The organism is Actinomadura scrupuli (assembly GCF_050971785.1).
Classification (GTDB): domain Bacteria; phylum Actinomycetota; class Actinomycetes; order Streptosporangiales; family Streptosporangiaceae; genus Actinomadura_E; species Actinomadura_E scrupuli.
Genome location: NZ_JBPCCU010000004.1, coordinates 126,210 through 150,727, shown reverse-complemented (window position 1 = coordinate 150,727; position 24,518 = coordinate 126,210). Strand labels below are relative to the sequence as shown.

21 protein-coding genes are annotated in these 24,518 nt (G+C 72.4%); 12 read left to right on the top strand and 9 right to left on the bottom strand.

Translation table 11 applies throughout. The features are described 5' to 3' along the window. Window positions 1-17 precede the first annotated feature (17 nt). Window positions 18-998 carry an alpha/beta hydrolase gene (locus ACRYCC_RS19945; protein WP_433814166.1) on the bottom strand — a complete coding sequence of 327 codons (981 nt, stop codon included), beginning with the start codon at window positions 996-998 and terminating at the stop codon, window positions 18-20. A gap of 276 nt (window positions 999-1,274) precedes the next feature. Between ACRYCC_RS19945 and ppk2 the strand changes: the two genes are divergently transcribed. After that, on the top strand, window positions 1,275-2,084 hold the full coding sequence (ppk2, locus tag ACRYCC_RS19940) for a polyphosphate kinase 2 (RefSeq protein WP_433814164.1): 810 nt from the start codon (window positions 1,275-1,277) through the stop codon (window positions 2,082-2,084). A gap of 90 nt (window positions 2,085-2,174) precedes the next feature. After that, entirely contained in the window at window positions 2,175-2,930 is a 756-nt protein-coding gene (locus ACRYCC_RS19935) for an SDR family NAD(P)-dependent oxidoreductase (protein WP_433814162.1), read from the top strand. A gap of 5 nt (window positions 2,931-2,935) precedes the next feature. Here ACRYCC_RS19935 and ACRYCC_RS19930 read toward each other — a convergent pair whose 3' ends face one another. Continuing rightward, window positions 2,936-4,204 (bottom strand): aspartate aminotransferase type Ic, encoded by a 1,269-nt coding sequence (locus tag ACRYCC_RS19930; protein WP_433814160.1) that lies wholly within the window; start codon window positions 4,202-4,204, stop codon window positions 2,936-2,938. Between the two features lie 291 nt (window positions 4,205-4,495). Between ACRYCC_RS19930 and ACRYCC_RS19925 the strand changes: the two genes are divergently transcribed. Together ACRYCC_RS19925 and ACRYCC_RS19920 are read left to right on the top strand one after the other, a co-directional pair. Continuing rightward, entirely contained in the window at window positions 4,496-5,257 is a 762-nt protein-coding gene (locus tag ACRYCC_RS19925) for a S1 family peptidase (RefSeq protein WP_433814158.1), read from the top strand. 9 nt (window positions 5,258-5,266) lie between these two features. Then, entirely contained in the window at window positions 5,267-5,587 is a 321-nt protein-coding gene (locus ACRYCC_RS19920; RefSeq protein WP_433814156.1) for a GroES family chaperonin, read from the top strand. Between the two features lie 126 nt (window positions 5,588-5,713). On the opposite strand, the gene ACRYCC_RS19915 is transcribed toward ACRYCC_RS19920, so the two are convergent. After that, window positions 5,714-6,778 (bottom strand): glycerophosphodiester phosphodiesterase family protein, encoded by a 1,065-nt coding sequence (locus ACRYCC_RS19915; RefSeq protein WP_433814154.1) that lies wholly within the window; start codon window positions 6,776-6,778, stop codon window positions 5,714-5,716. 502 nt (window positions 6,779-7,280) lie between these two features. Continuing rightward, window positions 7,281-7,619 carry a hypothetical protein gene (locus ACRYCC_RS19910; RefSeq protein ID WP_433814153.1) on the bottom strand — a complete coding sequence of 113 codons (339 nt, stop codon included), beginning with the start codon at window positions 7,617-7,619 and terminating at the stop codon, window positions 7,281-7,283. A 451-nt stretch (window positions 7,620-8,070) separates the two neighbouring features. On the opposite strand from ACRYCC_RS19910, the gene ACRYCC_RS19905 reads away from it, so the two are divergent. Next, window positions 8,071-8,634, top strand: a complete 564-nt coding sequence (locus ACRYCC_RS19905) for a hypothetical protein (protein ID WP_433814152.1) — start codon at window positions 8,071-8,073, stop codon at window positions 8,632-8,634. 76 nt (window positions 8,635-8,710) lie between these two features. Here ACRYCC_RS19905 and ACRYCC_RS19900 read toward each other — a convergent pair whose 3' ends face one another. Both ACRYCC_RS19900 and ACRYCC_RS19895 read right to left on the bottom strand, forming a co-directional pair. Beyond that, on the bottom strand, window positions 8,711-11,737 hold the full coding sequence (locus ACRYCC_RS19900) for an AAA family ATPase (RefSeq protein ID WP_433814151.1): 3,027 nt from the start codon (window positions 11,735-11,737) through the stop codon (window positions 8,711-8,713). Between the two features lie 133 nt (window positions 11,738-11,870). Beyond that, window positions 11,871-13,004 carry an exonuclease SbcCD subunit D gene (locus tag ACRYCC_RS19895; RefSeq protein WP_433814149.1) on the bottom strand — a complete coding sequence of 378 codons (1,134 nt, stop codon included), beginning with the start codon at window positions 13,002-13,004 and terminating at the stop codon, window positions 11,871-11,873. A gap of 71 nt (window positions 13,005-13,075) precedes the next feature. On the opposite strand from ACRYCC_RS19895, the gene ACRYCC_RS19890 reads away from it, so the two are divergent. The 4 genes from ACRYCC_RS19890 (at window position 13,076) to ACRYCC_RS19875 (ending at window position 15,987) form a co-directional block, all read left to right on the top strand. Further along, window positions 13,076-13,987 carry an MBL fold metallo-hydrolase gene (locus ACRYCC_RS19890; RefSeq protein ID WP_433814147.1) on the top strand — a complete coding sequence of 304 codons (912 nt, stop codon included), beginning with the start codon at window positions 13,076-13,078 and terminating at the stop codon, window positions 13,985-13,987. Between the two features lie 86 nt (window positions 13,988-14,073). Continuing rightward, the gene (locus ACRYCC_RS19885) at window positions 14,074-14,760 is read left to right on the top strand and encodes a RibD family protein (RefSeq protein ID WP_433814145.1); all 687 of its coding nucleotides are present in this window, start codon (window positions 14,074-14,076) and stop codon (window positions 14,758-14,760) included. A gap of 94 nt (window positions 14,761-14,854) precedes the next feature. Beyond that, complete coding sequence (locus ACRYCC_RS19880; protein ID WP_433815022.1) at window positions 14,855-15,274, top strand: deaminase; 420 nt, start codon at window positions 14,855-14,857, stop codon at window positions 15,272-15,274. Between the two features lie 131 nt (window positions 15,275-15,405). Beyond that, window positions 15,406-15,987 (top strand): retropepsin-like aspartic protease family protein, encoded by a 582-nt coding sequence (locus tag ACRYCC_RS19875; protein WP_433814143.1) that lies wholly within the window; start codon window positions 15,406-15,408, stop codon window positions 15,985-15,987. 19 nt (window positions 15,988-16,006) lie between these two features. Here ACRYCC_RS19875 and ACRYCC_RS19870 read toward each other — a convergent pair whose 3' ends face one another. Then, entirely contained in the window at window positions 16,007-16,864 is an 858-nt protein-coding gene (locus tag ACRYCC_RS19870) for an AraC family transcriptional regulator (RefSeq protein ID WP_433814141.1), read from the bottom strand. 62 nt (window positions 16,865-16,926) lie between these two features. Here ACRYCC_RS19870 and ACRYCC_RS19865 point away from each other — a divergent pair, with 62 nt between their 5' ends. The 3 genes from ACRYCC_RS19865 to ACRYCC_RS19855 all read left to right on the top strand — a co-directional run bounded on the left by ACRYCC_RS19865 (window position 16,927) and on the right by ACRYCC_RS19855 (window position 20,050). Beyond that, the gene (locus tag ACRYCC_RS19865; RefSeq protein ID WP_433814139.1) at window positions 16,927-17,331 is read left to right on the top strand and encodes a DUF2000 family protein; all 405 of its coding nucleotides are present in this window, start codon (window positions 16,927-16,929) and stop codon (window positions 17,329-17,331) included. 168 nt (window positions 17,332-17,499) lie between these two features. Next, window positions 17,500-18,936 carry an aldehyde dehydrogenase gene (locus tag ACRYCC_RS19860; protein WP_433814138.1) on the top strand — a complete coding sequence of 479 codons (1,437 nt, stop codon included), beginning with the start codon at window positions 17,500-17,502 and terminating at the stop codon, window positions 18,934-18,936. Between the two features lie 433 nt (window positions 18,937-19,369). Further along, the gene (locus ACRYCC_RS19855) at window positions 19,370-20,050 is read left to right on the top strand and encodes a carbon-nitrogen hydrolase family protein (RefSeq protein ID WP_433814136.1); all 681 of its coding nucleotides are present in this window, start codon (window positions 19,370-19,372) and stop codon (window positions 20,048-20,050) included. Window positions 20,051-20,247: 197 nt separating this feature from the next. On the opposite strand, the gene ACRYCC_RS19850 is transcribed toward ACRYCC_RS19855, so the two are convergent. Further along, on the bottom strand, window positions 20,248-21,753 hold the full coding sequence (locus ACRYCC_RS19850; protein WP_433814134.1) for a class I adenylate-forming enzyme family protein: 1,506 nt from the start codon (window positions 21,751-21,753) through the stop codon (window positions 20,248-20,250). Between the two features lie 128 nt (window positions 21,754-21,881). Beyond that, window positions 21,882-24,491, bottom strand: a complete 2,610-nt coding sequence (locus ACRYCC_RS19845) for a helix-turn-helix transcriptional regulator (RefSeq protein WP_433814132.1) — start codon at window positions 24,489-24,491, stop codon at window positions 21,882-21,884. Window positions 24,492-24,518 lie beyond the last annotated feature (27 nt).

Genomic DNA, 24,518 nt, shown 5'->3' with positions numbered 1-24,518 from the left:
CGTGCCGCCGGCGGGGGTCAGCCGAGCCGGTCCAGCAGCGCGGGGAGGACGGCGTGCAGCTCGCGCTGCCAGTACGGCCAGGAGTGCTGGCCGTCGTAGAGATGCGAGGTCACCGGGATGCCCTCGGCGCCCAGCAGCCCCACGAAGTCACGGGCCTCCTCACCGGCCAGCCGCTCCACCGGGTCGATGAAGGGAACGCCGCCGAGCGGGCCCGCCCTGCCGTTGCCGGACGCGACGTACAGCCCGATGCCGCGCAGCCGGGAGACCAGGTCGAACGGGTTGTGCGCGTGCCAGATGGCGGCCTGGTCGTCCGGATCGCCCCAGACCCGGCGCCAGTCGGTGAAGGGGCACAGCCAGGCCGGCCCCAGCCCGGGCGAGGAGTCACCGGCGACATGGCCGTGCAGGGTGTCGAGGTATCCACTGAACACGGCGGCCGCCCGGAACATACCGGGAAAACGTGCCGCGTATTCGATGGCACCGAGCCCGCCCATCGAGTTCCCGGCCACCGCTCGCGCCGTTCCGGCGCGGTAACCCCTTTCGAGAATCTGCCGGACCTCCGTCATATGGAATTTCTCCCACTGGGGCGGGCCGCCATTTCCGTAGTTCCACCAGTCGGTGTAGTTACCGCACCGCCCGCCGTTCGGCATGACCACGATGACGCCGGCGTCCTGGACGAGGTCCGCGACATCGGTGTTCTTGGTCCAGGAGGTGTGGTCGTCGGACCCGCCGTGCAGCAGCCACAGCACCGGCCAGGTGCGGCTTGCGGTCTTGGACCAGCCACGCGGCAGCAGGAGGCGCACCTTCTGGGCGCCGTCCATGGCTGCCGAGTCGATCGTCAGGTCCAGGGTGCGGGGGGCGGCCATGCTCTCCCCGATGACCCGCGAGCCGTCGTCCGCCACCGCCGCGGCGGCCCGGGCCGGAATGGCCCGGGCGAATGCCGCCAGCATTATGGCGACGACCGCGATGAACCACATTGCATGCCGAACCGTCCGCTCCATCGCGGCACTCCTCGCATTCCGACTTACCTATGAACATCAGTGTTCCCAGATAATCTGGAAGGCTCACCCGAGTGCGCTTAATTGTCAGATATATGAGTCCGGCGAGCTGCGATAAGATATCAAATACGGCAATGACCATATATGACTCGATGGGTCAGCACCTGCGGTCGGACGCCTCCCGCCGCGCGGCCGCGGCCCGGGGCTCCGGCGGCCCGGGTTTCCCGGCGCGCGTTTACGGTAGGACCAGGAGATCTATCTCCGCGGGAGGCGAGACCTGTGAGTTCGACGGACGAGCGGCTGGCACGTAAGCCCTACGAGAAGGAACTGCTGCGGCTGCAGGGTGAGCTGGTCAAGCTGCAGGAGTGGGTACGCGCCGAGGGCGCCCGGCTCGTGGTCGTCTTCGAGGGACGTGACGCGGCCGGCAAGGGCGGCACGATCAAGCGCGTCACCGAGTACCTCAACCCTCGTACCACCCGGATCGCGGCGCTGCCCGCGCCGACCGAACGCCAGCGCACGCAGTGGTACTTCCAGCGGTACGTCGAGCAACTGCCCGCTGCAGGCGAGATCGTGCTGTTCGACCGCAGCTGGTACAACCGGGCCGGCGTCGAGCGGGTGATGGGCTTCGCCACCAAGGAGGAGTACACGCGCTTCCTGCACCAGTGCCCGATCTTCGAGCGGCTGCTGGTCGAGGACGGCATCGAGCTGCGCAAGTACTGGTTCTCGGTGAGCGACGAGGAGCAGGAGCGGCGGTTCCGCTCCCGGCTGGAGGATCCGCTGCGGAGCTGGAAACTGTCCCCGATGGACGTGGAGTCCATCAACCACTGGGAGGACTACTCCCGGGCCAAGGACGAGATGTTCGTGCACACCGACATCCCCGAGGCCCCCTGGTACGTCGTCGACAGCGACGACAAGCGGCGGGCGCGGATCAACATGATCGCTCACCTGCTCTCCACAGTTCCGTACCACAAGGTGAAGCACCCCTCGATCAAGCTGCCCTCCCGCCCGCCCAGCACCGGATACGTGCGGGCGCCCAAGGAGCTGCAGACCTTCGTGCCCGACCACGCGGCCGAGCTGACCGGGAAGTGATCGATCCGGCGGCCACGACGGGTCGCCGGTCCCGACGTTTCCGTACGAACCGGAATACCAACCGGAATACCAATCAGTAGGGTGACCACCATGCCGACTGCTCTCATCACCGGTGCCACCGCGGGAATCGGTGCCGCGTTCGCCCGCCGTCTCGCCGCCGACGGGTTCGGCCTGGTCCTGAACGCCCGCGACGAGGGCCGCCTGTCCGATGCCGCCGCCCGGCTGCGCGAGAAGTACCGGGTCGAGGTGGAGGTGCTCGCCGCCGACCTGGCCACCGACGAGGGGCTGGCCGCCGTCGAGAGCCGGGTGAAGACCGTCGACCTGCTGATCAACAACGCGGGCTTCGGCAACCAGGGCACGTTCCTCGAGGTGCCGGTCGAGGACGAGCTGCGGATGCTGCGCGTCCACTGCGAGGCCGTGCTCCGGTTCACCTACGCCGCCCTGCCGGGCATGATCGAGCGCGGCCGGGGCGGGATCATCAACATGGGCTCGGTGGCCGCGTTCTTCTCCCGCGGCACCTACGGCGCGTCCAAGGCATGGGTGGTGAGCTTCAGTCAGGGGGTCGCCCAGGACCTCGCCGGCAAGCCGGTGCGGGTCATGGCGATGTGCCCCGGTTTCGTGCACACCGAGTTCCATGAGCGCGCCGGCATGGACGTCAGCGGCATCCCCGGCATCCTGTGGCTGGACGCCGACCGGGTGGTCGCCGACGCGCTCCGCGACCTGCGCAAGGGCCTGCTGGTCAGCGTGCCCGGGGCGCAGTACAAGACGCTGGTGGGCCTGGGCAGGCTCGTCCCGCGCAATCTCGCCGGCCGGCTGTCGTCGCGGGCCGGCCGCTCGTACGACTGACGGCCTCAGCCCGCGAGGAGCTTCTCCGTCCCGACCAGGCGGACGCAGGTGGCCAGGCCGGTGATCGCCAGCTCGACCTCCTTGAGATCGGGGTAGGTCGGGGCGATGCGGATGGTGCGGTCGCGGGGGTCGTCGCCGTAGGGATGGGTGGCCCCGGCGGGAGTGAGGGCGATGCCCGCCTGGCCGGCCCGCCGCACGACCTCGCGGGCGCACCCGTCCGGTACCTCCAGGCAGACGAAGTAACCGCCGGCGGGCGTGGACCAGGTCGCGAGCCCGGTGCCGCCCAGCTCCTCGGTGAGGATCCGGTCCACCAGCTCGAACTTCGGCCGGATCAGCTCGGCGTGCCGGCGCATGTGCTCCCGGACACCGTCCTCGTCGCGCAGCAACGCCACATGCCGAAGCTGGTTGATCTTGTCGGGCCCGATGGTGCGCTTGCCACTGTGGCCGACGAACCACGCCACGTTGTCCGGGGACGAGCCGAAGAAGGCGACCCCGCCCCCGGCCCAGGTGATCTTCGACGTGGAGCCGTAGACGAAGTACCGGTCGGGGTGACCGCTGCCGGCGCACGCGGCCGGCAGGTCGGCGATCTCCACCGGGGCATCGGTCAGATGGTGCACCGCGTAGGCGTTGTCCCAGAAGATCCGGAAGTCGGGTGCGGCGGTGGTCATCGCGGCCAGCCTGCGGACCGTCTCGTCGCTGTAGCAGACCCCGTCGGGGTTGCTGTACTTGGGCACGCACCAGATGCCCTTGACCGCCGGGTCGTCGGCCACGAGCCGCTCCACGACGTCCATGTCGGGGCCCCCGGCGGTCATCGGCACCGGGATCATCTCGATGCCGAACCGCTCGCACAGGGCGAAGTGCCGGTCGTAGCCGGGGACCGGGCACAGGAACGCGATCCGCGGCTCGTCCGCCCAGCGGCGCTCGGCGCCGGGCAGCCGGCTGAGCAGCGCGTGCACGAGCGAGTCGTGCATCAGCGCCAGGCTGGAGTTGTCGGCCGCCACCAGCTGGTCGACCGGCACCTGCAGGAAGCCGCTGAACAGCGCCCGGATCTCCGTGAGCCCCACCTGGCCGCCGTAGTTGCGGCAGTCAGTGCCGTCCTCGGCGGTGTGGCCGGCGGGCAGCGTCAGCAGCGCGTCGGAGAGGTCGAGCTGCTGAGCCGAGGGCTTGCCCCTGGTCAGGTTGAGGGACAGACCACGCTCGACCAGAGCCTCGTAGTCACGGAGAGCGCGGTCGCGCTGCGCGGTCAGCTCGTCGATGCGCGGTGCCGAGGACATCACGGTCTTCCCTTCGCCGGTCGGTGAGTTCGGTGGTTCGGTGGTTCGGTGGATCAGTGATTCGGTGGTTCGGTGGATCAGTGATGAACCTGAGCGGTCGACTTCGAAGGATAGGCCCTCGGGGCCGGTGACCCTCGTCCGGACCGCCGGGGCCACCCGGCCCGATCGGCCGGGCGCGGGCATGCCCGGGGACGACGGGCCGGGAAAGGCGTCCGGATCAGGACGGGGCGCTGTCCCCGACTGGTGATCACGGTTAGCGTGGGCGGCCTCCCCCCGACGGAGGTGCCCCCCATGCGCCTGACCCGCCTGGCCGCCGTGGCGGCCGGAATCGTGCTCCTGCTGGCCGCTCCCGCCTCGGCGGTGGTCGGTGGCAGCCCGGTCAGCGCCCAGCGATACCCCTGGCTGGCCTCGGTCGGCTCACCGCTGCTGTTCCTGCGGCCCTCCGGGCAGTTCTGCGGCGGCGCCCTGGTCGCGCCGGACAAGGTCGTGACGGCGGCGCACTGCGTACAGCTGTTCCGCCTGGTGCCGGGAACCCTGTCGGTGACCTTCGGGCGCAGCGACCTGCGGGACCACGACGGCACCACGGCCAAGGTCAGCGAGGTCTGGGTGCATCCGGGCTACCACGAGACCAGCTTCAAGGGCGAGAGCGTCGAACACGACGACGTGGCCGTGCTGACGCTGTCCACCGCGCTGGACCGGCCCACCATCCGCATCGCCGGCCGGGACGTCTACCGGCCGGGCGCCTCCGCGCTGGTCCTCGGCTGGGGGACGACCTCCGAGCTCGACCTGCTCAACACCCGGCTGCGGGCGGCCGAGATCCCGCTGGTGAGCGACGCCGCATGCGCCGCGGCGTACGGGACCTCCTTCGACGCCGGGGACATGGTCTGCGCCGGTTCCCCGCGGGCCGACACCTGCCTGCTGGACAGCGGCGGCCCGCTGGTCGTCGGTGGCCGGCTGGCCGGGCTCACGTCCTGGTCGTACGGGTGCGCCCGTCCGGGCTATCCGGGGGTTTACACCAGGCTCCCGGCACTCACGCTGCCCTTTGAGCAGTAAAATCACAGAATGTCCGAGGCGAAGTTCGAAGTGCAGATGCTGCACGACCGGGTCATGATCCGCGTCGAGCGGGACCAGGAGGAACGCCGGAGCTCCGGTGGCATCGTCATCCCGGCGACGGTGAAGCAGGAGAACCGCCTCGCCTGGGGTGAGGTCTGCGGAGTCGGACACCACGTGCGCACGGTCAAGGTCGGCGACCGGGTCCTGTTCCACCCCGAGGACCAGTACGAGGTCGAGATCCAGGGCACGGACTACCTCGTCATGCGCGAGCGCGACCTGCACGCCATCGCCAACGAGCGTCCCGAGCACGGCACCGGCCTCTATCTCTGAGCCCTGTCCCTGAGCCCCCGTCTCTGAGCCCTGGTCGGGGCGGGGCGGCCCTGAGCCAGGGTCCGCGAGCCGCCGTCCGCCCGCTCGGTGGACGGCGGCTCCGGAACCCGGCCCGGTGCGCGGACCCTATGCCTGGTGGTGCGGACGGTGCCGGCGGGGCAGCTTGAACCCGCGCTCGGCCAGCACCGTGCGCAGCCGGTCCGGATAGTCGGTGATGAGCCCGTCGACCCCGTCGTCGATGAGCTTGTTCATCGTGGGGGCGTCGTCGACGGTCCAGGGGACGACCCTGATGCCGAGACGGTGCGCCTGGTCCACCATCGCCTTGGTGACGTACGGGCGGTAGCCGGGATCGGTGACCTTCCCGTTCTGCGGGAAGCCGTGCACCGGTGAGAACGCCGACGCCCCGAACGACTTGATCGCCTTGAGCGGGTCACCGCCGAAGTCGTCGATGTCGATGCCGCCCAGCCAGGGCGACCTGCCCGGCTGCCCGGTCTGCAGGAAGTCGTAGTTGGTCAGGGCCACCAGGGGCAGCCGCGGCTCGACCTGGCGCATCCGCATGAGCGAACCCCAGTCGAAGCTCTGGACGGTCACCTGGCGGACCATGTGCGCCTTGCGGATCTCCGCGGCCGTCACCTGGACGAACTGCTCCATCGGCGCGGTCTCGGTGGGTGCGCCCGCCTCGACCTTGGTCTCGACGTTCAGCTTCACGTCCCCGGCGCGATAGCGCTTGACCAGGGCGAACACCTCGCTGAGCAGCGGCATCCGCGCGCCGGGGTCGGCGACCTGCTCCGGGAAGTCGGGCAGCGTCTTGGACCCGCAGTCCAGGGTTTTCACCTGCTTGAGCGTCAGCGTGTTCACGTACTTGCCGACGTAGGGGTACTCGGGATCACCGGCCACGGCCGGGGCGGTGTCCTGGCACTTCTTGCCGTCCACCTTGCGGTCGTGCGTGACGACGGCCCTGCCGTCCTCGGTGATCTGAACGTCGAGCTCCAGCGTGCTGACCCCGACCTCGAGCCCGTGGGCGAAGGAGGCCAGGGTGCTCTCGACCCGGAGGCCCAGCCCGCCTCGATGCGCCTGGAGGTCGAAGGCCCTGGGGTGCCCGCCGCCATGAGCGGCGGCCATCGCGCTGCCCGGTGCGGTGAGCACCGTCGCGCCGAGGACCACGGCTACTGCCGCCCGCCAACCGATCATCGGTGTGTCTCCATCCGTGTCCGAAAGTTACGGACCTGAAACTGGCCGACCGACGCGACGCCCAGGTGTGCGGCAGATGATCTGCAGGCGAAGTCACGACGATCGGGAGAAGACCCCGGAAAAGGACACAGAAAGGCACCGGAGACCATTCTCGCCCGTCGACGACAGGGAGCGTCTCAGAGTACGCGGGACTTTATCGAGATGCCGGGTGACAATGGTCTCCGGCAATGAACCGGCCGGTCGATACGGGGGCACGAGAACCAAGTCCGTATTGTCCATGACCAAGTTGATTGCCGGTTGACTCAGCATAAACCCGATTAATAAGAATTGAGAGATGTACGTGGACTATTGGCTGGTGATGGGATTTCTATGCCTGGTCTATGGTCTCCAGCTCTACTGCTGCTTCTTCGTCGGTGACGACAAACTGGAAGATCCCAACTCCTGGTGGCGCTTCCTGTGATCCGCCGCCCCGTCCCGGGCAGGGTCCTCCGGACGCGCGGGGTCAGGCCGGCAGCATGTCGCCGGGGAAGCTCCGGCAGGGGTGCGCTTCGTAGACGAACACACCGGCCTGGACCCCGGGATCCTCGTCCATGAGCCTGCTCGTCTCCTCGGGTCCCAGGTTGAAGATGCCCACGCCCGATACCTCGGTGCCGTCACCGACCGGGCAGACGATGGACAGCAGCCCGTCGGCCCGCAGGGCGAAGTTGCGCCGGCCGTGTTCCCAGATGATGTCGTCCACGCCCTCCATGTGCCGGTGCGGGCCGGCCTTCAGGATCACCACGGTGTAGGGCTTCGTCGTGGGCAGCAGCGCCCGCATCTGCTCATCGGTGATGGTCGTCATGTCGCTCTCCTCGTTCGGTGATGTCCGGTGGTGTCCGGTGCTCCGCCCTCGACGACTTCGGCGCGCACCAGGGCGACCGTCGGCGGGATCTTACGCGCCTCGCCGTGCCGGTCGCGCGGCCCGGGGGGCGGCGTGGTCGCGCAAGGCGTCGAGCTGCGCCTGCCCCGGCCGCCCGGGTGAACGCCATCTGTTTCGAGCCGAAGCGGGCCGCGCTAAACACCATCGCCATTTCGGACATGTCCGGCAGCGGCCATTGCGGTGGGCAGGCGAGGTGATGACCCGGCGCGACGCCAGGTGACGAGGGAATGCGGTGGCACCCCGACGCGATGTCCGGTTCCCGAGATCCCGGGGGGCCGCCCGACAGATGTGGTCGAGAACGGTTGAGGGATGTGCCGGGGGTACAGGGGCGGGATCCATCCACCCCCTAGATGGAAGACAAGTGAGGAAAAGAATGAGAGTACGTCGATTTCTGACCGCGCTGGCCTGCGTGGTCACCGGAACCGCGCTGGTCATGAGCACCGCGGGTCCCGCCAACGCCGGCCCCGCCCGGCCGGCCGCGGCCGGCGTCCAGCGGCTCGCCCCCGCCGCGGTGAGCGTTCCCGTCGTCGGAACGTTCACCGACAACGCCGGCGGAACCGGGCGGTTCGTCGGCAAGTTCATCATCGACCGGTTCGTCAACCAGAACGGCGCGCCGGCGGCCAGCGGCACGTTCACCGGCACGCTCACCGACTCGGCCGGCACGTCCCTCGGCACGGCGAGCCAGCAGGCCGTCGTCCCGCTCGCCGTCGCCCAGGCGACCTGCGCCATCCTGCACCTGACCCTGGGACCGCTGGACCTCGACCTGCTCGGGCTGAAGGTCCACCTGGACCGGGTGGTGCTGAACATCGACGCCTCGCAGGCCCCGGGCAACCTGCTCGGCAACCTGCTGTGCGCGATCGCGGGCCTGCTGGACCCGCTCCAGCTGAACACACTGCTGGGTCTGCTGAACCAGATCCTGGCGCTCCTGCGCGGCTGAGGCCGCTCGGCGGAGGGGCCTGCCACCACGGCAGGCCCCTCCACGGCCGCCGCCGGCCGCTCGACCCGCCCGGCCGTCAGACGGTGACGGCGACCCGCGAGCCCGTACGGTCCTTGTGCACACGGAGCTGGGCGGGGATCCGGGTGCGGAGCTCGGCGACATGGCTGACGATGCCGACGGCCCGGCCGCCGTCGCGCAGCCCGTCCAGGACGTCCATGACCTCGTCGAGGGTGTCCTCGTCCAGGGTGCCGAAGCCCTCGTCGACGAAGAGCGTCCCGATCTCGGTCCCGCCGGCCTCAGCGGTGACCACGTCGGCGAGCCCGAGGGCCAGCGACAGCGAGGTGATGAAGGACTCCCCGCCGGACAGCGTCACCGGGTCGCGCTGCCGGCCGGTCCACCCGTCGATCACGCGCAGGCCGAGACCGCCGCTGCCGCCGCGCCGGTCACCGGCGGCCTTGTCGACGGTGTGCACCAGGGTGTAGCGGCCCGCCGACATCCGGCCGAGCCGTTCGTTGGCGGCGGCGACGACCTGTTCCAGCCGGGCCGCCAGCACGTAGGCCGACAGCCGCATGCTCAGCCGGTTCATCGCCGACTGGCCGGTGACGAGCCCGGCCAGCCGGGAGGCGACGGCCTGGCGCTCCGCCGCGGGCCGCCAGGCCGCGACCTGGCCGGAGAGCTCGGCCGACAGCTCGGCCATCCGGGCGGACCGCCGCCGGGACCGCTCGTACGCGCCGGTCATCGCGGTGTGCAGGTCCTCGGCCGCGGCCAGGCTCTCCTCCAGCGCGGGCAGGTCCGGAGCCGGGACGGCCGCGGCGGCCTCCAGCGCCGGGTCGGCGAGCAGCTCGCGGACCGCGGCCTCCTCGTCGTCGATCGCGCGGACGCGCCCGCTCAGCTCGGCCCGGGCCTCGGCGGACAGCGCGGCCTGCGCCGCTTCGGCCGCCGATCCGAAGCCCTCGGCCGCGGCGGCGTCCTCGGCGGACGTACGGGCCCGTACCAGCTCCTCGGCGGCGGTCTCGGCCGCCGACAGCGCCTGGATGGCGGTCTGCAGCAGAGCGGCCTCGCCGGTCAGCCGGCCGATCCGCGCCTGCAGGGTGGGGTCGGTGCCGCGCGCCTCGTCCAGCCGGACGCGCAGGCGGTCGGCCTCCAGGGTGAGCTCGGCGATCCGCGCGCGCGACCGGGCCCGCGCGTGCAGGACGCCCTCGCGGCCTTCGCGGGCCTGCGCCAGCCCCGCCTCGCCGCGTTGCAGGTCGGCCGCCAGGCGCACCGCCCCGCCGGCGACGGCGTCGATGGCGTCCAGCTCCGCCTCGGCCGCGGTCAGCTCGGTGGCCAGCGCCTCGGCGGGCCGCTCACCGATCTGTTCCCGGGCGGACTCCAGCTCGGCGCGGAGCGCGCCGGCCCGGGTGGCGGTCTCCTCCCGGAGCGCCTGCGCCCGCGTGTAGGCCTGCTCGGAACGCTGCTCGTCGGCGTCGCCGGGCACCGTGCCCGGGCTCACCGCGGGCGCCGGATGCGACGGTGAACCGCAGACCCGGCACGCCTGCCCGTCGACCAGCTCGCCGGCGAGCACGGCGGCCATCCCGTCCAGTCGGGCCTGCCGCAGCTCCTGGAGCCGCTCCCTGGCCTCCTGCGCGGTGTCCACCGCGGCCCGGTGCGCCGACTCCGCCTCGGCCAGCCGGGCGGTCAGCGTGTCGCGGCGGCGGGCGGTGTCCAGCCGCCGTGCCGCCTCCTCGACGGCGGTGACCGCACCGGGCCGCGCGGCGCCGCGGATGCGTACGGCCTCGAGCTCCGCCCGCAGCTCCTCCACCACGCCGGGCAGCTCGGCGACCCGCCTGGCCAGCTCCGCCTCCTCGGCGTCCAGCCGCTCCAGCGTGGCCTGTTCGGTGGCGCGGTCCTGCTCGAGCCGGGCCCGGTGCTCTTCGTCTCCGCGCAGCTGCTCCAGCGCGGCGGCCTCGTCGCGGCGGTCCCGCTCGGCCTTGCTCAGCACGTCGTCGGGCGCGGCGCCGGGCACCAGCTCGCCGGTGGCCGCGCGGGCCGCCAGCGCCCTGGCGCGGGTGGCCTCGGCGGCCTCCGCGCGCCCGGCCGCGCCGCTGAGCAGCGGCAGGACCCGGTCGGCGCGCTGCGCGGTCTCGAGCCGTACGGCCAGCCGGGCCCGGTCGGCGGCGCGCTCGTCCAGTGCGGCGCGGCGGCGCAGGGCGTCGGCGTGCCGGCGCTGCCGCTCGGCCAGGGCGCGGCCGGTCTCGGCGGCGGCACGGACCCGGGCCAGCGTCGCGGCGGACTCCTCGCACAGGACCAGGGCGGTGTCTCCCGCTGCGGTGAGCTGGGCCGCCAGCTCGGTCGTCCAGGGCACCAGGAGCTCGCAGGTGGCGAGCTCGGCGTCGGTGTCGGTGTCCGGCTCGGCGGCGCGCGGCGGGGGGACCCGGAGGGCGCCGGGGCGTTCGGTGCCCGCGGTCTCGGCGATCCGGTCGGCGGTCGACTCCGCCGCGGCGCGCAGCTCCTCGGCGGCCCGGCGGGTCCGCGCCCGGTGGTCGGCCAGCCACTTCTCGACCCGGGTGAAGACCTCGGTGGCGAACAGCCGCTCCAGCACCCTACGGCGCTCCTCGGCGCCGGCGCGCAGGAAGGCGGCGAACTCGCCCTGCGGGAGCATCGCCACCTGGCAGAACTGCGCCGCGTTCATCCCGAGCAGCCTGCCGATGAGGTCTCCCGCCTCGTCCAGCCGGGTGGTGAGGCCGGTCCAGGCACCGCCGGTGTGCTCCTCGACGATCACCGAGGCCTGCTCGGTGGTGGTGCCGGTGCCGCGCTTCTTGGGGCGGTCCCAGGCCGGCGAGCGGGTGATCCGGAAGGCCCGGCCGCGGATGGTCGCCTGCAGGCTCACCCGGGGGCCGAGCTCGGGCGCCGCATGGTCGCTGCGCAGTGACCTGACCGCGTTGCGCGCCCCGGGGACCTGCCCGAACAGCGCGAAGGCGATCGCGTCGAGCACGCTGGTCTTGCCCGCGCCGGTCGGGCCGTTGATCAGGAACAGCCCGGCATCGGACAGCGCGTCGAAGTCGATCTCCTCGGTGCCGGAGAACGGCCCGAAAGCGGTGACCGTCAGTCGGTGCAGCCTCATGCCGTCTCCTGCTCCGCTCGCCTGTCAGCTCGCCTGCTCGTTCACCCGCTCGTTCACCTGCTCGTCCACCGGGTGTGCTCGCTCACCCCGGTCGCGCGCCGCCGGGCTCGCCGCCCCGCTGCGCGCGGCGCGGTCACGTCGCGCCCTCCTTGATGCGGCAGTGCTGGAAGGCCTCGTCGAGCAGGGCCCGCTCGGCCCCGTCGGCGGGGACGCCGGTGACCTCGGCGACGAAGTCCCCGGCGAGCTCGTGGTCCGCCCGGCCGGTGGTCCGGTCGCTCCAGCTGCGGTCGGGACCGGCGGTGCGGCCCTCGGGTTCGAAGCCGAGCACCAGCGCGTACGGGAAGCGGCGGCGCAGCCGCTCCATCGCGCCGGCGGGCCGCACCGGGTCGGTCAGCGTGATCTGCAGCCAGTGCTGCCGGTACTTCTCGTGCGCGGCCGAGGTGAGGAGCTCGTCGATCCGGCCGCGCAGCCGGGCGATGCGGCGCGGCACCGGCGCGTCGGCGAACTCGGCGCGCACCGCGCCGTCCCCCAGCTCGACCAGCCAGCACCCCTTGCGCTGCCGGTGCTCGGAGAAGGAGTAGGCCAGCGGGGAGCCGGAGTAGCGGACCCGCTCGGTCATGGTCTGCCGGCCGTGCAGATGGCCCAGGGCGGTGTAGCCGGCACCGTCGAAGACGCTCGCCGGGACGTGCGCGGCGCCGCCCACCGAGATGTCGCGCTCGCTGTCGCTGGCCTCGCCGCCGGTGACGAAGGCGTGCGCCAGCACCACGGAGGGCGTGTCCGCCGGGCGGCGGGCGAGGTCGGCGCGGATCCGCCGCATCGCCTCGGCCAGGGCGGCCGCGTGACCGCGTTCGGCCAGCTCCCAGGGGGTGCGGACGAGCTCCGGCTCCAGGTAGGGGATACCGTAGACGGCGGCATCGCCGATCATGACCGGCCTGCCGACGGCCGCGGGATCGGTCCGGACGTGCACCCCGGCCGCGTCCATGAGATCGGCACCGAAGCCGAGGCGCTGCGCGGAGTCGTGGTTGCCGGCGATGAGGACCACCCGGGTGAGGTCCGCCAGCCGCCGCAGCGCCTCGTTGCACAGCCGTACCGCGTCGACCGGCGGCAGGGCCCGGTCGTAGACGTCTCCGGAGATGAGCACCGCATCGATGTCCTCGCCTCGCACGGTCTCGACCAGATGGTCGACGAAGGTGGCCTGGGCGCCCAGGAGGTCCTCACGATGGAAGGACCGGCCCAGGTGCCAGTCGGACGTATGAAGGAGGCGCATCGAGTGGAAACCATAGACAGCACCCCCGACACTTCCGTCGCAGAAACGCCGACAAACCCCAAAGGATCACTATGAACAAGGCTCCGCAGCCCCGGCTGGAAGAGATCGCCGAGCGGATCTACGCCTACGTACAGCCGGACGGCGGCTGGTGCCTCAGCAACTCCGGCTTCCTGGTCGGCCCCGACCGGGTGACACTGATCGACACCGCGGCCACCGAGCCGCGGACCCGGGCGCTGCGCGCGGCCATCGGCTCGGTGACCTCCGCGCCGACCCGTACCTTGATCAACACCCATCACCACGGCGACCACACCTACGGCAACGGGCTCTTCCCCGAAGCGGTGATCATCGGACATGACGACTGCCCCGCCGAGATGGTGGACGCGGGGCTGATGCTGACCCAGCTGTGGACGGACGTCGAGTGGGGCTCGATCGAGATCGTGCCGCCCACGGTGACCTTCCCGGACCGGCTGACCGTCCACTCCGGTGAGTTGCGCATCGAGCTGATCCATGTCGGGCCGGCCCACACGACCAACGACGTGGTGGCCTGGATCCCCGACCACGGGGTGCTGTTCACGGGCGACGTCGTCTTCTCCGGCGGGACGCCCTTCACGCTCATGGGGTCCGTCTCCGGCTCCCTGACGGCGATCGAGCGGCTGCGCGGGCTGGGCGCGTCCACCGTCGTCGCGGGTCACGGCCCGGTGGGCGGGCCGGAGCTGTACGACACGACCGAGTCGTACCTGCGCTGGATCCAGGAGCTGGCCCGGCAGGGCATCGAGGCCGGGCTGTCACCGCTGCAGGTGGCCGGGGAGACGGATCTGGGCGAGTTCGCGCACCTGCTCGACCGCGAGCGCGTCGTCGGCAACCTGCACCGCGCCTACGCCGAGGCCCGGGGCGAACGGCCCGGAGTCCCGCTCGACGATCTGACGATCATGCTGGAGATGGTCACCTACAACGACGGGCGGATTCCCACCTGCCTGGCGTGATCGTTCGGCGCGTCGCCCACCGGCTGTCGGGCGCGGAGGGGCCGTCACCGGCCGGGGCCGGTGCGTGATGCGGTGTAATGACCCTTGTGAGTGATCGCCCATATGTACTGCTGAGCTGCGCCATGTCCGTCGACGGCTATATCGACGACGCGAGCCCGGAACGGCTGCGGTTGTCCAACGCCGCGGACTTCGACCGCGTGGACTCCGTGCGCGCCTCCTGCGACGCGATCCTGGTGGGGGCCGGCACCCTTCGCCGGGACGACCCCCGCCTGGTCATCCGGTCGGAGTCGCGCAAGGCCCAGCGCGTGGCGCGCGGACGGGCGCCCGACCTGACCAAGGTCACGGTGACCGGCAGCGGCGACGTCGAGCCGGAGGCCCGGTTCTTCACCACCGGCACCTCCCCCAAGCTGGTGTTCAGCTCCTCCCCGGCCGCCCCGGCGCTGGCGGAGCGGCTGGGCGACCGCGCCGAGGTCATCGACGGCGGCGATCCCGTGAGCCTGCCCGGCCTGCTGGCCGAGCTGAGCCGGCGGGGCGTCCGCCGGCTGATGGTCGAGGGCGGCGGCGACATCCACACCCGCTTCCTCACCCAGGGGCTGGCCGACGAACTCCAGCTGGCGGTCGCCCCGTTCTTCGTCGGCGACCCGTCCGCGCCGCGTCTGGTGCACCCCGGCGTCTTCCCGCAGAGCCCGGGCAGGCCCATGCGGCTGGCCGAGGCCACCCGGATCGGCGACGTCGCCCTGCTGCGGTACCTGATCGGCGGCCGCCGTGGCTGAGCACTCCGGCCGGTACGGGGCGGACCGGAACTCGGCGAACCGGAACTCGGCGGACCCGCACGAGGCCGACCGGCAGGGGGCGGACCGGCGGTGGCTGGAGCTCGCCTGCCGGCTGGCGGCACTCTGCCCGCCCTCCCAGACCGCGTTCTCGGTGGGCGCGGTCATCGTGGACGGCGAGGGCCGGGAGCTGGCCCGGGGCCACTCCCGGGAGGGCGACCCGGCCGTGCACGCCGAGGAGGTCGCGCTGGGCAAGCTGAAGCCCGGCACCGATCTGAGCACGGCCACGATCTACAGCTCGCTGGAGCCCTGCGGCAGGCGCGCGTCCCGGCCGGAGCCGTGCGCCCGGCTGATCGTGGCCGCGGGCATCCCCCGGGTGGTCTACGCCTGGCGTGAGCCGGCGCTGTTCGTCGACGGTGACGGCACCGAGCAGCTGCGCGCCGCCGGGACGGAGGTCATCGAGCTCCCCGACCTGGCCGGCCGCGCCCGCGAACCCAACGCCCATCTCCTGCGCTGAGGGAGGATGACCGGTGCCCGCCGGGACGCATCGGGCACAGGAGACCGGCGGCCGGCTGAACGGTCGGCCATGCCCGGGACGTATGTAGGGATAGCCGGTAAGGTCCGGGACGTCGTTCCAATCGGGTGGCGGTGGTAGCGATCAAGGCACTCTGGGTCACATCTGCGCTGGCAGGCGCTCTGGTGCTGGGGCTGGGCGGCTGCGCGTTCGGGCCCCGGGCGGGAGCCGCGCCGGCGCAGGAGTCCCTGAAGGAGTCGCTGACCCCCGCTCCCCGGAAGTCCCCCAAGTACTCGGGCGTGCGGGCCACCCGTCCCGCCGGAGGCGGGACGTCGATCCCCATCCGGGTCACCGTCGACAACGGGGCGACCCTGGTCATGGTGCCCATCAAGGTCAACGGCCGCGGCCCCTTCCAGTTCATCCTGGACACCGGCGCGTCCACCTCCACCCTGGACCGGTCCCTCATGCGCCGGCTGAAGCTCCCCCGCACCGGGCAGACCGCCCGCATCCAGGGGGTGACCGGGCGGGCCACCGTGCCCGTCGTCCGGATCCGCAGCTGGTCGCTCGGCGGGCAGCCGCTCAGCAGCCGCTCGCTGACCGTCATCAACATGGGCGACCCCAACATCGCCGGGCTCCTCGGCTCCGACGAGCTCCGCCGGTTCGGCCGCGTCACCGTGGACTACCAGCAGCGGAGGCTGATTCTGCGCGGCAGGTGACCGGGCGACCGGCCCATGCTCAGCGGAAGGCGCCGGGCGTGATGCCGTAGTAGCGCACGAACCAGCGGGTCAGGTGGCTCTGGTCGGCGAACCCGACCGCGCTCGCCACGTCGGCGATCCGGTGCCCGCGGACCAGCAGCCGGCGCGCGGCGCGGAGCCGTAGCTGGCGCTGGTAGTCGCTGGGCGCCATGCCGTGGACGCGCCGGAAGGACCGGTAGGCCGCGAACCGGCTCGTCCCGGCCGCGGCCGCCACGTCGCCCGCGGTGACGTGACCGGCGAAGCCCTCCTCGAGCAGGGCGCGCACCCGCTGCGCGATCACCCGCTCCCCCACCGGAGCCGCCACGGCGACCGGCCGGGTCGCGCCCCGCCGCACCATGGCCGTCACCACCGCGACGAGCAGCTCGTCCTGCACCAGCCCGTGCCGCACCGCGCCGTACCGCACGCCCTCATCCGGCACCGGCCCGCCCGGTGCGGGCGGAGCGCCGCCGAGGGAGGCGTGCAGCCGGCGCAGCGCGGCGGCCAGCACCGGGTCGTGCACCACCGGGTCGGCGAACAACGGCAGCCCGGCGGGCCGTCCGGCGACGTCACGGAGCACGTCGGCGACCAGGCCGGCACCGATGTGGACGATGCGGTAGGTGAACCCGGACTCGTCGACCGGGCCGCCGTCGTGCGGATCGTCGGGGTTGAAGGCCATCACCATGCCCGCCGCGCTCGTGTGCGAGCCGCCCCGGCAGGTGAACGCCTGGACCCCGGCGTCGGTGACCCCGAAGGAGTACCCCTCGTGGCTGTGGCGGTGGTAGGTGTGCCGTTCGAAGTGGGCGTGCATGGCCTCCAGCGGACGGTCGTCCGCCCGCCAGTACCGCACCCACTCGCGCACGCCCCCAGTCTCGCGCACGAGCGTTCAAGACACGCGATCCGCGCCGCCCGCAGGCTGGCCGCATGCGCTTCGACACCAAGATCGCCGTTGCCGTCCGGGACGACCTGGCCGGCTGGCAGCGGCTGAACGTGACCGCCTTCCTCGTCAGCGGCCTGCCCCAGCGGTTCCCCGAGCTCCTCGGGGAACCGTACGAGGACGCCGCCGGCAACCGCTACCTGCCCATGTTCCGCCAGCCGGTACTGGTGTTCGGCGCGGACTCCGAGGCGCTGGACCGGGTGCACGCCCAGGCACTGTCCCGGGGGCTGGCGACCGCCGTCTACACCGACGAGCTGTTCACCACCGACAACGACGCCGACAATCGCGCGGTGGTGCTCGCCGCCGAGAAGCTGCGGTTCGCCGGGCTCGCCGTGTACGGTCCCCGCAACGCCGTCGACAAGACGATGAAGGGACTCGCGCTCCACCGCTGAGCCGGCGCCGCGCCGTCGTGCAGCGGGCGTGCACCTGACCTGCCCGGAACGTGACGCATCCCCGAGGGGGAGGCTCTTGTGGACCACCACCGGCCTCGTGAGAGAGTGTCAACCAAGCAAGCATTCGGTCACCACCTCCGGCGTTTCACCCCGGGCAGGAGGAACAACATGCGCGAGCATGATCGGCTCTTCATCGGCGGCGACTGGGTCGCCCCGGCGGGCACGGCCACCATCGACGTCATCTCCCCGCACACCGAAGAGGTCATCGGACGGGTGCCCGAGGGCACCGAGGCCGACATCGACAAGGCCGTCGCGGCAGCCCGGCAGGCCTTCGACCACGGCCCCTGGCCGCGGATGACGCCGGCCGAGCGCGCCGAGATCCTGGGCCGGCTGGCCGCGATCTATGCCGAGCGGCAGAACGACATGGCCGAGCTGGTCACCGCGGAGATGGGATCGCCCGCGCTCTTCTCCATCTTCGGCCAGGCCGCGATCCCGCAGATGGTCCTGCAGTACTACGTGGACCTGGCCGGCACCTACACGTGGGAGGAGGAGCGCCAGGGAATGCTGGGACCGGTGACCGTGACCACGGAGCCGGTCGGCGTCGTGGCGGCCATCGTGCCGTGGAACGTCCCCCAGTTCACCCTGATGCTGAAGCTCGCCCCGGCTCTGATCGCGGGCTGCACGATGGTCGCCAAGCCCTCACCCGAGACCCCGCTGGACACCTACCTCCTGGCCGAATGGATCAAAGAGGCGGGGATCCCGGACGGGGTCGTCAACATCGTGACGGCGGGACGGGAGGTCGGTGAGCACCTGGTCCGGCATCCCGGCGTCGACAAGGTGTCGTTCACCGGCTCGACCGCGGCCGGCCGGAAGATCGGCGCCGTCTGCGGCGAGCAGCTCAAGCGGGTGACGCTGGAGCTCGGCGGCAAGTCCGCGGCGATCATCCTCGAGGACGCCGACCTGGCCACCACCATCGAGGGTTTCAAGCTCGCCTCGCTGATGAACAACGGCCAGGCCTGTGCCGCGCAGACCCGGATCCTGGCACCGCGCAGCCGCTACGACGAGGTCGCCGAGGCCCTGGCCGCCATGGTGAGCGGGCTCACCGTGGGCGATCCCGCCGACTACGCGACCGAGATCGGCCCGCTGGTCGCCAAGCGCCAGCAGGACCGGGTCGAGGGCTACATCAGGATCGGCCAGGACGAGGGCGCGAAGATCATCGCTGGTGGTCTCGACCGGCCGCACGACCGCGGCTGGTACGTCGCGCCGACGGTGTTCGGCAACGTCACCAACGACATGCGCATCGCCCGGGAGGAGATCTTCGGCCCGGTGCTGGCCCTGCTGTCCTACGACGACGAGGACGACGCCATCAAGATCGCCAATGACAGCGACTACGGTCTGGGCGGCTCCGTCTGGACCGCCGACGTCGCGCACGGCATCGAGGTGGCCCGCCGGATCCGTACCGGAAGCTGTGGCGTCAACCTCTACAGCCTCGACGCCAACACCCCGTTCGGCGGCTACAAGAACAGCGGCCTCGGGCGGGAGCTCGGTCCCGAGGGCCTGACCGCCTACCTCGAGTACAAGTCCATCCCCCGCCCGGGGTCCTGACCCCCGCACGATCACCGCTCGGCCGGCCTGACGCCGAGCGGTGATCGGTGTGCGCTCACCCTGCGCCGGCCGTCCGGGCCCGCTGTCGGCGGACCGCTTCCAGTACAGAACCAGGTACGGGTATCCGTACTTGCCTCTGCAGCCCAAGCAGTACGCCGACACCCGCAGACCTCCACTACCAAAGTGCGGTCACTTCTCGCGAACATCGATCATGCTTACGGCCACCAAGTGCGGTCAAAACTCACGAGCAAGCGCGATCAGTTCCCGCGAACAAAACTAGGTGACGGACTGGGCAGCGTTGAGTCCGGGCAAGCGGTGATGTGCTGGTGGAACGACGGCCGGCTTCTGCGGCAGGTGCGCAACGGCTCGCTGGGTGGCCGCTCTGTAGGCTGATCGCGCGATTCCATGAGGGGAGTTCGGGGTGGAGCAGCCGTTGAGCATCGCGGTGGCGCAGCCGAGGTGCACCGCTTACGACGTGACGGCCAACGCGGTGGCTCACGCGGAGGCCGTTCGGGCGGCGGACGCGAGGGTGGTGGTCTTCCCCGAGATGTCGCTGACGGGATACGAGCTGGACGCGGTGCCGGTCGTTCCGGACGATGAACGGCTGGCTCCGATCGTCGCCGCATGTGCCGAGACCGGGACGCTTGCCCTGGTCGGCGCGCCTGTGCCGGGTCCGCGCATCGGCATCCTGGCTGTGGAGGGAGACGGCGCGCGCGTGGCTTATGGGAAGGTGTACCTCCACGGCAGCGAGGCCGCTCACTTTGTGCCTGGGGAGCCCGCCGTGATCGTAGTGGACGGGCGGCGGCTGGGGCTTGCCGTCTGCCGCGACACGGGTATCCCCGAGCACGCCGCGAAGACGGCCGCGCTGGGCATCGACGGGTACGTGGCTGGGGTTGTCCACGCCGATCACGAGGCTGAGGTCCACGGCGAGCGCGCCCGCCGGGTCGCCGCCGACCACGGCGTATGGGTCGCCACGGCGGCCTTCGCAGGTCCGACCGGTGGCGGCTTCGACCGCACGTCCGGCCGTTCGGGCATCTGGTCCGCCGACGGGAAACTCGTCGCGGAGGCGAGCGCCGTCCCCGATGAGATTGCGCGGGCGGTTTTCATCAAGTGAGTCCGAGTCAGAGCGCGGGAGCCGCGACCGGCAGATGACCAAGGGCACTTGCGCTCAACCATCGTGTGCTGTCAGTGCTGTTGATCGTGGCAGTGACTTTCCGTGAGCTCCGGGGGCGTATCGGCTCGCCCGGCGACCGGCGGCGAGGCGGGGCCCGGGTGGCCGCCCAGGCCCCGCCGTCCGGGCCGGCGCCGCTGTCACCGCCCCTCGCCGGGTGACAGATGCGCTCGCTCTATCAGCGCGCGGCGCAAGATCCGCCCGCTGGACGATCGCGGGATGACCTCGGTGACGTGGACCGCGTGGACCTGCCCGTACGGCTCCACGTGGGCGTTGACGTAGGTCAGCAGCTCGGCGGTGGAGGCCTCGGCCCGCAGCACCACGAAGGCGTGCGGCACGAGGCCGAGCCCCGGATCGGGGACGGCCACCACCACGGCCTCGGCCACCGCGGGATGCGCCGCCAGCACGTTGTCGGGGCCGCTGGGCGGTTCCGCGTCCACCTCGGTTATCCGGCCCATGATGTAGACCCGGCCGTGCTCGTCGGCGAAGGCGGCGTCCCCGGTGGGCAGCCACGACGGCAGCCGCCGGTCCCCGACGTACCCGCCGCTCACCATGGGACCGCGGATCCTCAGCTCGCCCGGCCGGTAGGACGGCATGTCGGTGCCGGCCGGGTCGACGATCCGCCAGCCGGTCCAGGCCAGCCCCGAGCCCACCGAGTCCAGGGTGCCCTCCTCGGCGGCGCGCAGGTTGAGGTGGGTCAGCCCCGCCGCCTCGGCCAGCCCGTACGCCTGCCGCACCGGGCAGCGCAACAGCGTCGAGCAGGCACGGGCGACCTCCGGCCGCAGCGGGCCCCCGGTGGAGATGACCGACCGCAGTGACCGCAGGTTGTAGCGGCGCACCGTCTCCTCGTGCGTCATGACCTCCACCAGCTCGGGGGTGAGCAGGGCGACGGTCACCCGGTGGTCCTGGAGGGTGCGCAGCAGGTCGTGGCGTCCGCTGCCGGCGCGGGTGACGACCACGGCCCCCGTCTCCAGGGCCGGGCCGAGCGCGCCGGTCATCGCGGCGACGTCGGCGAACGGGATCGCCGACAGCACGGTGTCGGATCCGCTGATCATGCCGGCGTTCACCACCGGGAGCATTCCCGCGAGCAGGTTGCGGTGGGTGAGCAGGACCCCCTTGGGCGGCCCGGTCGTGCCCCGGGTGTAGGGGATCAGCGCCGGTGCGCCGGTGGGCGGCTCGGCGGGCGGCCCCGCCGAACGCAGCCGGGAGAACGGCTCGACGTCGGGCTCCGCGCCGAAGCAGAAGATCCGCTCCACGCCCGTCGACTTGGCCGCCTGGAGCGCGATGTCGAGCAGCACCGGCCAGGTGACGATGGCGCGGGCCCCGGTCCGCAGCAGCTGGTGCGCCATCGCCTCGGCGGTGACCGTGGGCCGCACCGGGGTCAGCACGGCTCCGGCGGCCATCACCCCGTACGCCGCGACCGCGAACTCCGGGCTGTCCGGCAGGTGGAGGGCCACGACCGCGCCGGTCCCCAGCCCTTCCCGGACGAGCCCACCGGCCACCGACCAGACCGCCGTGGCCAGCTCCTCGTGCGTCAGGGTGCGCCCGGAGGTGGCATCGACCAGCGCGGGGCCGGATCTGCGGCGTTCGCCGAAGAGGGCCTGGGCTACGTTCACCCCGGGGACCGGTGCCGCTGAGGGGATCATGTTGCGAGGCTACGGAGCCCCGCCCGGGAGTACATGCGCCGATCTAGCCATTTCCCGTCGTATTCGGCGGCGCATCCGTGCGGGCGCGTCACCCCGTCCAGGTGTGTACACATGGTCCGCGGGGAGACTCAGGAGCCCGGGCGGTCGTGCTCGATCGACCAGGCGGCGATCTGCACCCGCGAGGTGAATCCCAGCTTGGTGAGGATGTTGGTGACGTGCCGTGCGACCGTGGCCGGGCTGATCACCAGCTCATCCGCGACGCCCCGGTTGCTGAGCCCTCGCGCGATCATCGCGGCGACCTGCCGCTCGCGCGGCGTCAGGCTTGCGACCGGAGCGGCCGGGCACCGCGAACCCGGCACGGCGGCACCGGACGCGGCAGGCTTGAACGTACCGGCACCGGACGCGGCGGGATCGGACGGGCCGGGACCGGAAACGGCGGCACCCGAGGCGGCAGGACCGGGGGACCCAGCGGGGCCGGACGGGGCGGGCGTCTCCAGTGCGTATGCCACCGCGTCGTGGGCGGTCATGGCCAGGCCCTCGGCCCACAGCCGGGCGTGCGGCCCCCCGCGGGGCGGGGGGCCGGGGGGCCGTTCCAGCCGGGGCGTGGGCACCGGGCCCGCGCCGGCCGTCTCCCGCAGCGCCGCCGCCGCGCCGCGCAGGCGCACGGCCCGGTGACCGTCGCCCTCACGCTCGATGAGGGCGGCGAACGCCTCCAGTCCCCGCGCGAGCCCGAGCCGCATCCCGATCGAGCGGCCCAGCGTGAGGCTCTCGGTCAGGGCCTCCCGGGCGCCGCTCACGTCACCGCGTTCGAGCGCGACCTGCCCGATGCCGGCCAGGCAGCGGGCGATCTCCGGCCAGGCCTCGATCTCCCGGAGGATGGGCAGGGCCTCCTCGTAGTACGCCTGCGCGGCGACGGGCTCCCCGCGTGATCCGGCCAGCCGGCCGAGCCGTACCAGGGTCCGCGCCACCCCCCACAGCTGCTGGATCTCACGGAACACCCGCAGCGCCGCCTCGTACATCCGCTGGGCCTCGCCCGGCCGCTCCCGCTGCGCCAGCAGCGAGCCACGGGTGATGAGCGACAGTCCCTCGGTCCACCGGTCGCCCGTGCCGCGGGCGATGGCGAGCTCCTCGTCGAGCAGCGCCGCGGCCTCGCGGTAGCGGCCGGCCAGCACCTCGGTCTGGGCCAGCACGTCCAGGCCCGCGGCGACCATGGCGTCGTCGCCCCCCGCCCGGGCATGCGTCAGCCCCTCCGCCGCGCACTCGCGCGCCCGCTCGTAGTCCCGCTGCTCCATGGCGAACTGGGCGTGGCCGACCAGCACCGCGCCGCGGATCCCCGCCGACACGCCCTCGGCCCGGTCGAGCAGCCGGGCGGTCAGCTCGTTCCACTCGGCGTAGTAGCCCCGGGCGATCCAGTAGCAGCGCAGTGCCGTGCAGATCCGCAGGCCCTGCTCGATGTCGCCGCGTTCCAGGCACCAGCCGATCGCGGCCCGCACGTTGTCCAGCTCGTGGTCGTGCCGGTAGAACAACTCGACCCGGGTCCGCCACCGCGCGGGCCGCCGGGCGAAGGCGATCTCGGCCTCGTACTCGGCGGCCTCCAGCAGGTGGTCGCGGTGCCGGGTGCGCAGCGCCTCCTGTTCCCCGGCTGCCGCCAGGCGCTCGGCCGCGTAGCCGCGGATGCTCTCCGGCAGCCGGAACCGCGTCTCCCCCGCCACCTCCCGGTCGACCGCCACCAGCGACTTGTCCACCAGCGCGGTGAGCAGATCCAGGACGTCCTCCGGAGCCAGCGGATCCGCCGCCGCCCCGGGACAGACCCGCTCGGCGTGGTCGAGCGTCCACCCGGCGAACACCGACAACCGCCGCAGCAGCACCTGCTCGGGAACGCTGAGCAGGTCATGGCTCCAGTCGATGGCCGAGCGCAGGGTCTGGTGCCGGGACGGAGCCGTACGGTCGCCGGCGCCGAGCAGGCGGAACCGGTCGGCGAGCCGGTCGGCTATCTGCCGCACCGACAGCACCCGGATCCGGGCCGCGGCCAGCTCGATCGCCAGCGGCAGCCCGTCCAGCTCCCGGCACACCTGTGCCACCGCGGCGGCGTCCTCCGCGGTCAGGCGGTATCCCGGGCGGGCGGCCGCCGCGCGCACGACGAACAGCCGTACGGCCTCGTGCCGGAGCAGGTGCGCCGGGACGGCCGGCGGATCGGCGGCGGGACCGTGCACGGGCGGGCACGTGAGCGGCGGCACCCGCCGCACGTGCTCTCCCGGCACGCGCAGTGGTTCCCGGCTGGTGGCCAGGATCCGCAGGCCCGGGCAGCGCGCGAGCAACAGCCGGCACAGCCGCGCGGAGGCCTCCACGAGGTGTTCGCAGTTGTCCAGCACGATGAGCATCCGCCGGGCCCGCAGGGCGTCGACCACGACGTCCTGCAGCCCGCGGCCGTGCTCCTCGGCGAGCCCCAGGGTCACCGCCACCCGCCAGGTGACCGGGTCGGTGTCCGGCTCGGTGCCCGGCCCGCCGCCGCGGGAGACCTCCCCCAGCTCGACGAACCAGGCTCCGTCCGGGCAGTCACCGGCCAGCTCGGCGGCCACCCGCAGGGAGAGCCGGGTCTTGCCGATGCCGCCGGGGCCGCACAGCGTGACGGCCCGGGCGGTGGCCAGGAGACGGCACAGGTCCGTCACGTCGCGCTCACGGCCGACGAAGTCGTTGGGCTCGGCGGGCAGATTGGTGCGTAGCTTCTCGGTTCTCATGTACCCAGGGCTGGCTCGGTGACCTCC